General features: G+C 65.4%; 9 protein-coding genes. 1 reads left to right on the top strand and 8 read right to left on the bottom strand.

Going from position 1 to position 12,912, the window contains the following annotated elements; all coding sequences use genetic code 11:
• The 4 genes from Tharo_RS14770 to Tharo_RS14755 are packed head-to-tail and all read right to left on the bottom strand — an operon-like array spanning position 1 to position 5,140.
• Positions 1 to 1,383, bottom strand: a complete 1,383-nt coding sequence (locus Tharo_RS14770) for an acetyl-CoA carboxylase biotin carboxylase subunit (RefSeq protein WP_107221856.1) — start codon at positions 1,381 to 1,383, stop codon at positions 1 to 3.
• Entirely contained in the window at positions 1,380 to 1,874 is a 495-nt protein-coding gene (locus Tharo_RS14765; RefSeq protein WP_107221855.1) for an acetyl-CoA carboxylase biotin carboxyl carrier protein, read from the bottom strand. Before Tharo_RS14765 ends, Tharo_RS14770 begins: the two co-directional genes overlap by 4 nt.
• Positions 1,871 to 3,109, bottom strand: coding sequence for a Tm-1-like ATP-binding domain-containing protein (locus Tharo_RS14760; RefSeq protein ID WP_107221854.1), 1,239 nt, complete (start codon positions 3,107 to 3,109; stop codon positions 1,871 to 1,873). The genes Tharo_RS14765 and Tharo_RS14760 overlap by 4 nt, the downstream gene beginning before the upstream one ends.
• Positions 3,110 to 3,145: 36 nt before the next feature.
• Entirely contained in the window at positions 3,146 to 5,140 is a 1,995-nt protein-coding gene (locus Tharo_RS14755; protein ID WP_107221853.1) for an acetoacetate--CoA ligase, read from the bottom strand.
• Between the two features lie 321 nt (positions 5,141 to 5,461).
• Here Tharo_RS14755 and Tharo_RS14750 point away from each other — a divergent pair, with 321 nt between their 5' ends.
• Positions 5,462 to 7,294 (top strand): sigma-54-dependent Fis family transcriptional regulator, encoded by a 1,833-nt coding sequence (locus tag Tharo_RS14750; protein ID WP_107221852.1) that lies wholly within the window; start codon positions 5,462 to 5,464, stop codon positions 7,292 to 7,294.
• A gap of 121 nt (positions 7,295 to 7,415) precedes the next feature.
• On the opposite strand, the gene Tharo_RS14745 is transcribed toward Tharo_RS14750, so the two are convergent.
• The 4 genes from Tharo_RS14745 to Tharo_RS14730 form a co-directional block, all read right to left on the bottom strand.
• Positions 7,416 to 8,534 carry a hypothetical protein gene (locus tag Tharo_RS14745; RefSeq protein WP_159051715.1) on the bottom strand — a complete coding sequence of 373 codons (1,119 nt, stop codon included), beginning with the start codon at positions 8,532 to 8,534 and terminating at the stop codon, positions 7,416 to 7,418.
• Between the two features lie 179 nt (positions 8,535 to 8,713).
• On the bottom strand, positions 8,714 to 9,166 hold the full coding sequence (locus Tharo_RS14740; protein WP_107221850.1) for a universal stress protein: 453 nt from the start codon (positions 9,164 to 9,166) through the stop codon (positions 8,714 to 8,716).
• A gap of 18 nt (positions 9,167 to 9,184) precedes the next feature.
• Positions 9,185 to 11,581, bottom strand: coding sequence for an efflux RND transporter permease subunit (locus tag Tharo_RS14735; protein ID WP_107221849.1), 2,397 nt, complete (start codon positions 11,579 to 11,581; stop codon positions 9,185 to 9,187).
• Positions 11,581 to 12,720 (bottom strand): WD40/YVTN/BNR-like repeat-containing protein, encoded by a 1,140-nt coding sequence (locus Tharo_RS14730; protein WP_107221976.1) that lies wholly within the window; start codon positions 12,718 to 12,720, stop codon positions 11,581 to 11,583. Before Tharo_RS14730 ends, Tharo_RS14735 begins: the two co-directional genes overlap by 1 nt.
• Positions 12,721 to 12,912 lie beyond the last annotated feature (192 nt).

Genomic DNA, 12,912 nt, shown 5'->3' with positions numbered 1-12,912 from the left:
TCAGCTTCCTTTCGCGACACACGGGTCGCGCAATGCGGTCGCCCGGTTTTCCAGGAACCAGGGGAAATAGGCGGTATTCACTCCGCCGCGGGCGAACTCCTCCTGCTGCATCAGTTCGACGTGCATCGGCAGGTTGGTGCTCACGCCGCTGATCTCGCACTGCGCCAGCGCATGGCGCAGGCGCTCGAGAGCCTGGGCGCGGTCGGCGCCATGGACGATCAGCTTGGCGAGAAGGGAGTCGTAGAACGGCGGCACGCGCGCGCCGCTCTGGATGTGGGTATCGACGCGCACGCCTTCGCCGAGCGGAAACCGCGCGCGGCTCACCGTGCCGGGACTGGGGCGGAAATCCTGGGTCCAGTCTTCGGCGTTGATACGGCACTCGATGGCGTGCCCGGCGAGGTGCACGTCGTCCTGGGTGAAGCGCAGCGGTTTTCCTTCGGCGACCGCGATCTGTTCGGCAACCAGGTCGAGCCCGCAGATCGCTTCGGTGACCGGATGCTCGACCTGGATGCGCGCGTTCATTTCGAGGAAGTAGAAAGTGTCGCGCTCGCAGTCGACCAGCAGTTCGACGGTGCCCAGCCCGCGGTATTCGAGGTGCCTGGCGAAGGTGACGGCGGCCTCGTGCATCGCCGCCCGCAGGCCGTCGCGCAGGTTGGGGGCGGGGGCCTCCTCGACCAGCTTCTGGTAGCGGCGCTGGATCGAGCAGTCGCGCGTGCCCAGATGAATCACGTTCTCGCCATCGCCCAGCACCTGCACTTCGACATGGCGGCCGGAGGCGACATAGCGCTCCAGGTAGACCCGGGGGTCGCCGAACGAGGCATGGGCTTCGGCCATCGCCAGTTCGATCGTCGCCGCGAGCTGGGCTGGTTCGTGCACCAGCTTCATGCCGCGACCGCCGCCGCCGCTGACGGCCTTGATCAGGACCGGCCAGCCCGTTTTTTCAGCGACCGCGCGCGCGTCCTCGATGCTGTCGACTTCGCCGCCGGGGACTACCGGGAGCCCGGCGGCCAGCGCGTGGCTGCGCGCCTTGAGCTTGTCGCCTACGGCATCGAGCTGGGCCGCGGTCGGACCGATGAAAACGATTCCCTCCGCGGCGCAGGCCTGGGCGAGGTGCTGGTTTTCGGACAGGAAGCCGTACCCGGGGTGGATCGCATCGGCTTTGGCCGTGCGCGCGGCGCCGACGACGGCGTCGACGCTGAGGTAGCTGGCGGACGATTTCGCCGGACCGATGCAGATCGTCCGGTCGGCCAGGCGCGCCGCCTGCGAGTCGAGATCGGCCTCGGAGGCGGCGAGGACGGTTTCGATCCCGAGGCGCTGGCAGGTGCGCACGATGCGCACCGCGATCTCGCCGCGGTTGGCGATGAGAATGCGGCGGATGGTCATGCGCCCTCCGGCTCGATGAACATCAGGATTTCGCCGTGCTCGACGGTGGCCGCGTCCTTGGCGCAGATCTCCACCACCGTTCCGGCGGCCCCGGCATAGACCGAATTCATCAGCTTCATGGTTTCGACGATGCCGACTAGGGTGTCGGGACCGACGCGGCTGCCGACTTCCACGAACGCAGGGGCGCCGGGCTTGGGCGCGCGATAAAAAGTGCCCAGCAGCGGCGTGCGCACCGGGGTGAGGTGCTCCTTTTCCGCATGTCTGGCTTGCGCTGGGGCATGGGCGGTGCTGGCGGCCGGTGCGGCGGCCGCAGCGGTGGCCGGCGACAGCAACTCGGGAGCGGAAAGGATCTGCGCTTCCTGCGTCCACATGCCGTCGCTGCCACGGCGCAATTGCAGCTTGAAGCGCAGGGTCTGCAGGTTCAGTTCGTTGAACGGCCCCGCGTCCAGCAGTTGCAGGATCTCGTTGACGTCTTCGTTGGTCAGTTTCATTGGCTTGCAGCCTCGCTGCGATTTTTGAAAAAAGCGATGGCCTGCTCGACCAGCGCGTCGGCGAATTGCTCGTCGTTGATATGGAGGGGCAGCTCGATCACCGGTACGCCGGGGGGCATCGCCTGTTTCAGGTGTGCGGCGAACACCGGAGGCAGGGACGGATCGTGGAGGTGGCCATCCGGGCTGTCGTGATTGGAAAAGCCCTGCAGCGGCACGAAGAAGGCGACCGGCCCGCGGGCATTCCGGATCAGGCCGGCGAGGTGCTCGGCGTCGTTGCGGAATTCCTGCGCTTCGGCGCGCACCGCAGTCAGTGCCGGGTTGTGCTCGTGGTAGCGCTTGCCGGGGAATCGCACCTTGGCTTCCGCCAGCGGCCCGGCGACGAGGAAGTCGAGGTTGCCGGGGGCGAAAATGGTCGGCGCCCCTTTTTCCAGCGCCGCCTTGCCGCGCTCCGGGCCGGTCGCGCACAGGCCGCCATGAAGGTATTCGCTGATCTCGATCAGGGACAGGTCGATGACGACCGCGACGTCGCGCTCGCGGATGATCTGCTCCATCGCCGCGCCGCCGGTGCCGAGGGTGTGGAACACCATGACCTCGAAGCCTTGTTCTTCCAGCGAGCGCCGTATGCGTGCGCTGCATTTCTCCGTGGTGCCGAGGGTCGAAATGGTGACCAGCGGCTTGCTTCCGGTTTCCCCGGATTGGTAGTCGTGGGCCATCGCCGCTGCGGCGAGCGCGCCATTGCGGAAGGCGCTGCGGGTGATCGAGTTGAGCCCGGAAATGTCGCACACCGGATTGACCATCACGATGTCCTTGGCGCCGACGAACGGGCGGGTCATGCCCGAGGCCATGGTGGAAATCATGACCTTGGGCAGGCCGTAGGGAAAGCTCTGCATGATCCGGGTGGCAAGCGCCGTCCCCATCGAGCCGCCGAGGCCGAGGATGCCGCTCAGACCCACGTCATGGTGCAGCTCGTGGGCGCACTTGAGCGCGCCCCGGGTCATCACTTCCAGACATAAGCCTTCGTGCTTGAGCGCGCGGATGTCGGGCATCGTCATGTCTGCGGCGGCGGCGATCTGCTCGGGTCCGATCTCCGCTCCTTCGTCCACGGTGCGGCGGATGCTGGGGTCCAGGTGATAGACCTCGACTCCGGCTTCTTCCAGGCATTCCCGGATGTATTTCGCTTCCTGTTCCTTGGTGTCCCGGGTGGCGATGAAAAGTACCTTCGGTTTGTCGGTCATGATGGTCTCCGGATCTTGTGGTTGCCGTGCCCGCTGTCAGCTCAGTGAATAGTCGTGCTGGGTGTTCGCGTAGTGGATGAAGAAGTCGAGCGCCTGAGGGTTGGCCATGGCATTGCGGTTGACCGCCTTTTCGAGCGCGATACCCATCAGGATCTTGCGCACCGGTACTTCCATCTTCTTGCCGGTGAGCGTCGCCGGGATGGAAGGCACGGCGATGATCCGGTCCGGCACGTGGCGCGGCGTGTATTCCTTGCGCAGGAGGGTGTTGATCCGCTTTTCCAGCTCGGCATCGAGCTCGACGCCGGCACGCAGCTTCACGAACAGCGGCATGAAGAACTGGTTGTGCGGCAGATCGAGATTGACGATCAGCGCATCCTCGATCTCGTCGAGCGCCGCCAGCGCCCGGTAGATTTCCGCAGTGCCGATGCGCACGCCCTGGCGGTTGAGGGTCGCGTCCGAGCGCCCCAGCACGAAGCAGCCGCCGCGCGCGTTGATGCGGAAGAAGTCGCCGTGACGCCAGACGCCCGGGAAGTCCTCGAAATAGGCTTCGCGGTAGCGCACCCGCCCGGGGTCGTTCCAGAAGCCAACCGGCATCGAGGGCAAGGGCGCGGTGATCACCAGCTCGCCGACTTCATCGACGACCGCTTCGCCGCGATCGTTGAACGCGGCCGCGGCCACCCCGAGCGACGCCGCCTGGATCTCGCCGGCATAGACCGGCAACGTCGGCACGCCGCCGACGAAGCCGGTGCAGCAGTCGGTGCCGCCGCTGCCGGTGGCGATCCACAGATCTTTCTTGACGTTGTCGTAGAACCAGGCGGTGCACTCGGGCGACACCGGCGAGCCGGCCGGCATGATCGCGCGCAGTTTCGACAGGTCGTAGCGGTCGCCCGGCACGATGCCGGCCTTGCTCATGATGTCGACATAGGTCGGGCTGGCGCCGAAAAAGGCGGCGCCGCAATCCTGGGCCATCTTCCACAGCACGTCGGGGGTCGGATAGGCCGGGTTGCCGTCATAGAGCACGGGGCAGGCGCCCACCAGCAGCGAGCTCGCGACCACGTTCCACATCATCCAGCCGGTGGTGGTGAAAAAGAAGCTGCGCTCGCCGGGGTGGATGTCCATGTGGAAGGCGAGCAGCTTGTGCATTTCGAGGAGGATGCCGCCATGGCCGTGCACGATGGCCTTGGGCAGGCCGGTCGTGCCCGACGAGAACAGGATCCACAGCGGATGATCGAAGGGCAGCTGTTCGAACTCGAAGCTGTCGGCCGGAACGGGAGGGTGATCGAGCAGGCTGTCCCATGAGCGCACCCGTTCGCCGGCCGGGGCCGGGCTGTGCGGATCGAGATAGGGGAGGTGGATGACGTGCTCGATGCTGTCGAGTGAGCCGATGATTTCCCCGACTTCGTTGCGGCGGTCGAACGCCTTGCCGCCATAGCGGTAGCCGTCGACGCAGAACAGCACTTTGGGGGCGAGCTGGGTGACCCGGTCGAGCACGCCGTGAGAGCCGAAATCGGGCGAGCAGCTTGCCCACACCGCACCGATGCTCGTCGTCGCCAGCAGGGCGATGATCGCCTGCGGGATGTTGGGCAGGTAGGCCAGGACGCGGTCGCCAGGCTTCACGCCCAGGCGGCGCAGCTGGGTCGCGAGGATGCGCACCTGGCCGGCCAGCTCTTCCCAGGCCATGGCGGTCAGGGGGGCGTTCTCGCTCAGGTACAGGAGCGCGTCACTGCCGGCGCGCTCCTGGCGCAGGACGTGCTGGGCGTAGTTGAGCTTCGCCCCGGGGAACCACTGGGCGCCGGGCATTTCCCGGGAGCCGAGCACGCTGGTGGGCGCAGACGAGGACTCGATCGAGAAGTAATCCCAGAGCGCGCCCCAGAACGACTCCAGATCGGTCACCGACCAGCGCCAGAGCTCGCCGTAATCCGCGAATTCGAGCTTGCGGGTGGCCCGCAGCCAGTTCATGAACGCAGTCACGTTCGCGTTCGCTACCCAGTCGGCGCTGGGGGTCCAGAGCAAATCGCCTTCCTTGATCATTGATGCATCCCGGGTCCGTTGGACAAAAATTTGGTGTTTAAACTGTGTACATCGTGCGCACATCGCCCGATGTCTGGTGTTCATCGCGTTGCCTTGTATTGAGCAAGACTGATGCCAGGATGGTCGTGGAGGTTCTGGTTGTGCGGCGCAACAAGTTTTGATCGTGGATTTTCGATAGACATTCCTGTTGAATGGATCAAAAATACTGCTATGCAGCATTTAGGGTCTCTGGCCTGGGTTCATAAAATCGTGAAAACAGCCCTACGGATTTGCGGTTGAATTTATAAAAATGGAAACATGGTTCAGTGAAGGAGACATGCCGTGACCAAAAGCAAGGGCAGGGCTGCAGCCGGAGAGGAGGGGCCGGAATTCTCGGCATCGCAGTCCGGAGACCATGCCAGCGCGCGCGCTGACGCCCGGCCGTCGCTGTCGGATATTTCGGCATGCCTGTCGTTTTCGCCCGATGACGGATATATCTGGCTCAATGATCAGCGCATGATCTTGATGCATGGCAATGCATTCGGAGCGCTGCGGCGCGAGCTGATCGACAGTCTGGGAATGGAAAAGGCAAGAGGTTTGTTCACCCGCCTGGGCTATATCGCCGGAGCGCGCGATGCCCGTATGGAGCAGGCGCGCTGGCCCGATGCCGATTTGTCCGCACTGTACAAGGCCCGCCTGCATTCTTTTGAGGGCATGGTCAAGGTCGAGCCGGTGAGATTCAACTTCGACCAGAAGAACGGCCAGTTCGACGGTGAGTACTTATGGAATCACTCGATCGAGGCGGACGAGCACATCGCCGCCTATGGGTTGGGGACTGCAGCGACCTGCTGGATGCTGACCGGTTATGCGATGGGGCACGGGAGCACCCTGCTCGGACACCTCGTGATTGCGCGTGAAGTCAGTTGCCGGTCGATGGGGGATTCCGTGTGCCGCCTGATCGCAAAATCGGCTGAGCTGTGGGACGACATCACCGAGGACATGCGGCGTCTCAATGCCGAAGACTTTGTCGGCTCTCCGGCGGGCAGCCGTGCCTCTTCCGTGGTGGTGCCGGTGACCGGGCTGAAAGACAGCGCGGGAATGCTTGCGCAGAATGCCCCCTATCACGCCGCAATGGTCGGTGCGTCGGCCGCTTTCAATGCAGCCTGCCATCAGCTCCGGCGCGTCGCCGGTACTGATGCCACTGTCCTGTTTACGGGGGAGTCCGGAGTCGGTAAGGAAGTGTTCGCCAACATGCTCCACCGCATCAGCACGCGGGCTGAAAACCCCTTCGTCGCCGTCAACTGTGCAGCGATACCGGACACGCTGATCGAGTCCGAACTGTTCGGTGTCGAGCGTGGCGCCTATACCGGAGCGGTTGCATCGCGTCCCGGCCGATTCGAGCGGGCCGATGGCGGAACCTTGTTCCTGGATGAAATCGGGACATTGAGTCCGATCGCGCAGGGAAAGCTGCTACGAGCGCTGCAGGAAGGGGAAATCGAACGAGTCGGAGGCAGCCGGAGCACCCGGGTCGACGTGAGAGTGGTTGCTGCGACCAATGTCGATTTGCGGCAGGCGGTGCGCGATGGAAGTTTTCGCGAGGATCTGTTCTACCGATTGAACGTGTTCCCCATTCGACTTCCTCCACTTCGCGCGCGCAAGGACGACATTCCGCTGTTGATGAATCATTTCCTGAACTATTACTGCGACAAGTACCATCGAAGAGTGGTGGGTTTTACGCCCGCGGTCATCAGAGCCTTCCTCTCGTACGAATTCCCCGGAAACATAAGAGAACTGCAAAACCTGGTCGAACGCGGCGTGATTTCTGCCGAGGATGACGGGGTGATCGATTTGCCGAATCTGTTCACCAGCGGTGAAACCCTGCCGCCGGATGTCCTGTCGATTGCCATGGGGGCGGGAAAGGGGGTGCTCAGGAATGCGCAGACCGAAACCGGCGAAGTCCCTGATCCTTCATCCGGCCTGCTGCAGATGTTGCTGCAGACGCAAGGGGACGGAAAAAGCATTTCCCTGGAAGAAATAGAACGGACCCTGGTCGAGAATGCAGTATCCGTTTCAAACGGAAATTACTCCGCTGCGGCACGGCTGCTTGGCATTACCCGGTCGCAACTGGCGTATCGATGCGAAAAATACAAAATGAGCGAGGGGGAGGGGGGTTGATGCGTCTTGAGTCGGGAAACGCTCTCGACAAAGCATCGCCTCCCCCTGGCGGGGTTGCCCCAGGGGTGCCCGTACCGGCTTCGAATCGCCTCGCTCCGGATAGTGTGCCTGCGCTGCCCGGTCAGCGCGTACCTTGAGTTGCGGCTTGCGGTGCGGCAGGGCCGTTTGCCGTGCCGGCAAACGGCCAGCAAGCGAAGCCTTCGCCATAGGCGACGATGATGGGGAAGGTGATCGACAGCATCGCCGTAGCGATCCACAGCTCCAGCCCGTATGCGGGCGCGCCAGCGGGAAGCGCGCCAAATGCCGCCAGCGCGGTGAATCGGTAGAGACCATGGGTGAGGACGGCAAGCGCCGCCGATCCGGCGATCAGCGCGGCGCCTTTCGCCGGTTGCGGCAGGCGCCGGGACGGTCCCGCCTGGAACAGCGTGAGCAGGATGAAATCGCCGAAGAGGAGGGACACCGGCACGCGCACCATGTAATCGACCATGTCCATCGCGGCCACGCGCACGCCGACGTACCAGAGAAGGCCGGCGATGAGCACCACGGTCGTGCCGACGAGCAGGCCGAAGAGAGGTTGTCTGCCCCATGCCGGAAAGGCGTCGACCAGCCGCGAGAGCAGCCAGAAGTCGAGCAGCACAAGGGCCATGATCACGGCCACCGTCGTTATGACGTAGGAGAGGATCTGCCAGGCGGGGAAGGCGCCCTGCGGGTCGAGCGCGGCGTCGTAGAACGGCGCGCCGGCCATCCCCCCGAAATCGAAACCGGCCCGGAATACGCCCCAGGCCACGACATAGGCCAGCACCAGGGTTCCGACCCCGACCACCGCCGGATGGGCGGAGACGGCTGCTGCTGGCCAGCACTGGAACACCGCCACCAGCCAGAAGGTCGCTACTATGGTCAGGATGACGTAGATATTGACGAAGGGGGTTGGCGGACCGAACCCGCCGCCGACGAGAAACAGCACTGCAGGTGCGACCACGCAGCTCGTCGCCGCCAGCATCGCGAGAATGGCCAGGCCCCGTGCGGGCTGGCCCAGCCGGGCGAGTATCCCGGGATAGCTGTTGTGCCAGACCAGCCCGATGATGATCTGTGCCGGCGTCGTGCACATGACGATAAACGCCACCCAGGTGCCGAACGTATCGGGTGCAAAAGCAGTGCTGATCGCCAGCGACAGACCGATGGTTACCACGACGCCGAGCAGGCCGAGCGCCGGCTGTGTCATTCCCTTGGCAGATTGCATTGACGGTTCCTCAGAGGAGTCTTGAACGGGCGGAAGCGCTTTGGCGACAGCTGATCCGCACTTCATCGGGTCACTGCGCAAAAGGCCGGGTTCGTCCTGCGGGTGATGCCAAAATCATGCACTTTCGATAACACGCGGCGCTCCGGCCGCCATGGGGCGGCCGGCAGCATGGCGTCGAGTCAACAAGGCGGGCTGGCCTTCGCCACAAAAACCGGCAGCGGCGAATGGGTGAGCACCTTCTGGGTCTGCGATCCGAGCATCAGCGCCTTGAGTCCGCGATGGCCGTGGGACGCCATGTAGATCAGGTCGCAGCCCTCTTCCCGGGCGACCTCGATGATCTGCACATACGCTTCCGAGCCGACGCGCACGACCGCGTCACAGGTCAATCCCGCCGCCTGAGCGGCCTGCGCCGCTTTCGACAGGATGGCCGAGGCCTGGCGCTTCATCTCGGTTTCGAACCTTTCGGGAGACAGCGTGCGCATCAGCGCCCCTTCCTGGGTGGCGCCGTAGTCTTCGACCATCGTGAAGAAGGTGATGCGGGCGCCGAGGGCGCGGGCGAATTCGACGGCCTGGGCGAGCAGGGCGCCGGCCAGCTCCGATCCGTCGAGCGGCACGAGGATGTGACGGTACATTGCATTTCTCCCTTGTCTTCAGCCCTGCGCGGCTTTTTTCGGCCGCAGCAGGAAATGCCCCAACGCCGGCAGCAGGATCAGTGCGCCGAGCATGTTCCAGATGAACATGAAGGCGAGCAGAATGCCCATGTCGGCCTGGAACTTGATCGGCGACCAGGCCCAGGTGGCCACGGCCAGGCCCAGGGTGATGCCGGTGAGCACCACCACCTTGCCGGTGAAGGTGAGCGCCTTGTAATAGGCTTCGGACAGGCTCATGCCTTCCTTGAGGCGGGCGAGCGTGACCGTCATCACGTAGAGCGCGTAATCGACGCCGATCCCCACCCCGAGCGCGATCACCGGCAAGGTGGCGACCTTGACCCCGATGTTGAGCCACACCATCAGCGCCTCGCACAGCACCGAGGTGATCATCAGCGGCACCACCGCACACACCACCGCCCGCCACGAGCGGAAGGTGATGAACGCGAGCACGATCACCGCCGCATAGACCAGGAACAGCATCTGCACGTTGGCCTTTCGCACCACGATGTTGGTCGCGGCCTCGATGCCGGCGTTGCCCGCCGCGTTCAGAAAGCGCACCTCCTCGGTGCCGTGGCGCGCGGCGAACGCTTCGACCACATTCACGACGCTGGCGAGCGTGTCGGCCTTGTGATCCTTCAGGTAGGCATAGACGGTGAGCAGGTCGCAGTTCTGGTTGAACATCTCGCGCGGGGCGCGGGTGATGATCGCGTTCAACATGTCCTGCGAGCGCGGGATCTCGAACCACTTCAGGCTGCCCTCGTTCATGCCCGCGTTGGACACCTTGGCCAGCCCGGCCAGCGAGCTGGTCGCCTCCACCCCGGGCAGCTGCTGCAGCTCGCGCTCGAGCGCATCGACCGCCATCAGCGTGTCGTACTGGCCGCAGGCGTATTGCGGCGTGCGCACCATGACGATGTACACGTCGCTGCTCGCGGCGTAGTTGGCGGTCATGAAGGCGTTGTCGCGGTTGTAGCGCGAGTCCGGGCGCAGCTCGGGCGCACCCGGGTCGGTGTCGCCGATCTTGAGCTGAAAGCTCACCGCGAGTCCGAGCGCCCCCATCACCAGCCCCGCCAGCACCGCGATGCGGGCCCACTTGCGCTGGGTGAAGAGATCGAGGAAGGCCCAGAACGGATGCTTGGCATGCGTGCCGCTGGCCTCCATGAGCTCGGCCTTCAGGCTGCGCTGGGCCGCCACCGGGCTCACCCCGGTGTACGAGAGCAGGATCGGCAGCAGCACGAGGTTGGTGAAGATCAGCACCGCCACCCCGATGCTGGCGGTCACCGCCAGATCCTGGATGACCTGGATGTCGATCACCATCAGCACCGCAAAGCCCACCGCATCGGCCAGGAGCGCGGTCATCCCGGCCAGGAACAGACGGCGGAAGGTGTAGCGCGCGGCCACCAGGCTGTGCGTGCCGCGGCCGATATCCTGCATGATGCCGTTCATCTTCTGCGCGCCGTGGCTCATGCCGATGGCGAAGACGAGAAAGGGCACCAGCACCGAGTAGGGGTCGAGCTCGTAACCGAGCGTGGGCAACAGGCCCAGCAGCCACACCACGGCCACCACCGAGCACGCCACCACCAGGAGCGTGCTGCGCAGGCAGCGGGTGTACCAGTACAGCACCGCGGTGCAGATGACGATCGCCACGGCGAAGAACACCATCACCTGCAGCAGGCCCTCGATCAGATCGCCCACCACCTTGGCGAAGCCGGTGACGTGGATCCGGATCGTGTCCGACTCGTATTTCGCGCGCAATTCCTCGATGCGCTGGGAGAGCGCGTGGTAGTCGATCCGCTCGCCGGTCTCGGCGATCTTGTCCTGCAGCGGCACCAGAATGATGCTCGACTGGTAGTTGGCCGCGACCAGCTGGCCGATCTCGCCCGAGCGCTCGACATTGACCCGCACCTGCTCGATCGATGCGGGCGAGCCGTCGTAGTCGTCCGGGATCACCGGGCCGCCGTCGAGCCCTTCCTCGGTGACGCCGGTCCAGCGCACCGCGGGCGCCCACAAGGATTTCATGTAGGGGCGGTCGACGCCGGGCAGCAGGAACAGCTCGTCGCTGAGCTTGCGCACGGTGTCGAGGTACTCTTCGTCGAAGATGTCCCCTTCGGTGACCGCCACGGCGATGCGCAGGCTGTTGCCCATGCCCGCGAGCTGGCTGCGGTTGTCGAGGAAGTTCACGACGTACGGGTGGCTGGTCGGGATCATCTTGTCGAACGCGGCGTTCAACTTGAGCCCGAGCGCCTGGTAGCCGAGCACCAGCGTGGCCAGCAGGCACAGCAGGACGATCAGCAGGCGGTTGTTGAACAGCACGCGCTCGGCCAGCGAACCCGAACGTGCATCGAAGTCGGCCAGGTTGGCGATCACCGCTTCGGCCGGAAGGGAATGTGCGACAGCCATTATTTGCGTTCCGTAACGACGAGTTGAGCTGCATCGACGCGGTTCAGACCGCGTGCGCCGGACAGCACCAGGGCGCCGTCCTCGATCTGCACCAGGGCGGTGACCGCGTTGGGGGCCTGGGCCTCGAGCGCGCGAAAGCTGCGCCCTTGGTCGTCGCTGCGCAGCAGGCGCCCGCTCTCGTCGGCGAGCACGACGGTGCCGTCGGCCAGGCGCAGGCCGCTGGTGAGGGTGATTTCCTGGTCGAGGGCGATCTGCGCCCAGTTCGCGCCCCCGTCGCCGCTGCGCCAGACATTGCCCCGCAGGCCGTAGGCGAGCAGCGTGTCCGGCCCGAGCGCGAGGGCGCCGAAGAAGGTGCCCGGGTAGGGCGTGTGCACTTCGGCAAACGACGCTCCGCCATCGTCCGAGCGGAACAGCGCGCCCTGCTCGCCGGCGATGAGCAGGCGGGCGCCGTCGGCGCGGACCTGATACAGGTGCTTGCCGCGCGGATTGGGCAGGCGTGCGATGAAGGCCTGCCAGGACTGGCCGCCATCGTCGGTGGTGAGCGCCAGGCCGTAGGCGCCCACCGCCCAGCCGCGGCGCGCATCGATGAAATGCACGCTCAAGAGCGGCTTGTCCGGGCCGTCCTCGACCATCGCCTGGGCCTCGCGCAGGCGCCGCTCGGCCCCGTCCGAGCCTGCCGCTGCGAGCGCCTGGGCTTCGTCCAGCGCCGCCTGCGCGCCCTGGCGGCCGTCGAGCTGGCGCACCCAGGTTTCGCCCCCATCGCGCGAATGGAGCACGATGCCGCTGTGGCCGACCGCCCAGCCCAGCTGCTCGTCGACGAAGCAGACGTCGGTGAGCGCCACGCTCGCGGGCACCGCGCGCGCCTGGCGCCAGCTCGCTCCGCCGTCGTCCGACAGCAGCACGGTGCCGCGCGCGCCCACCGACACCAGCCGCTCGCCCGCCCGGGTCACCGCCAGCTGGACCGTGCTGGTGGCGCGCACATCGGCACGGGCCGGCAGCTCCATCAGGTCCGGCACCGGCTGGCCGGTCGCCGTCGCCGCGGCTGCTGCAGCAGCGGCCGTCGCGGCCGTTGCCAGCGGGCAGATCAAGCTCAAAAGGGTGGCCGCCACCAGGGGCCGCAGCGCAATGTTCAGAACCATGTGGCCTACTCTCATTCGCGCTCCGTCGCGCAGCAGAAAACCCCGCGGGTCGGTGCCGTGGACGGAACGTCGTTCAACAACGAAAAACCCGATCTGAAAAGCGGAGGGACTGCCCGCAGCCCGGCAGGCCCTCCGGCGGCGGTTCCGCCGCCGATCTGAAAAGCGGAGGGACTGCCCGCAGCCCGGCAGGCC

It is taken from the genome of Thauera aromatica K172 (genome assembly GCF_003030465.1).
GTDB classification, from domain to species: domain Bacteria; phylum Pseudomonadota; class Gammaproteobacteria; order Burkholderiales; family Rhodocyclaceae; genus Thauera; species Thauera aromatica.
The sequence above is the reverse complement of the archived record's forward strand: the minus strand, read 5'-3'. Positions and strand labels throughout refer to the sequence as shown.

Excerpts from the sequence above, each read along its gene's own strand:
- Tharo_RS14770 (WP_107221856.1), bottom strand. The coding sequence starts at position 1,383 with ATGACCATCCGCCGCATTCTCATCGCCAACCGCGGCGAGATCGCGGTG.
- Tharo_RS14765 (WP_107221855.1), bottom strand. The coding sequence starts at position 1,874 with ATGAAACTGACCAACGAAGACGTCAACGAGATCCTGCAACTGCTGGAC.
- Tharo_RS14760 (WP_107221854.1), bottom strand. The coding sequence starts at position 3,109 with ATGACCGACAAACCGAAGGTACTTTTCATCGCCACCCGGGACACCAAG.
- Tharo_RS14755 (WP_107221853.1), bottom strand. The coding sequence starts at position 5,140 with ATGATCAAGGAAGGCGATTTGCTCTGGACCCCCAGCGCCGACTGGGTA.
- Tharo_RS14745 (WP_159051715.1), bottom strand. The coding sequence starts at position 8,534 with ATGCAATCTGCCAAGGGAATGACACAGCCGGCGCTCGGCCTGCTCGGC.
- Tharo_RS14740 (WP_107221850.1), bottom strand. The coding sequence starts at position 9,166 with ATGTACCGTCACATCCTCGTGCCGCTCGACGGATCGGAGCTGGCCGGC.
- Tharo_RS14735 (WP_107221849.1), bottom strand. The coding sequence starts at position 11,581 with ATGGCTGTCGCACATTCCCTTCCGGCCGAAGCGGTGATCGCCAACCTG.
- Tharo_RS14730 (WP_107221976.1), bottom strand. The coding sequence starts at position 12,720 with ATGGTTCTGAACATTGCGCTGCGGCCCCTGGTGGCGGCCACCCTTTTG.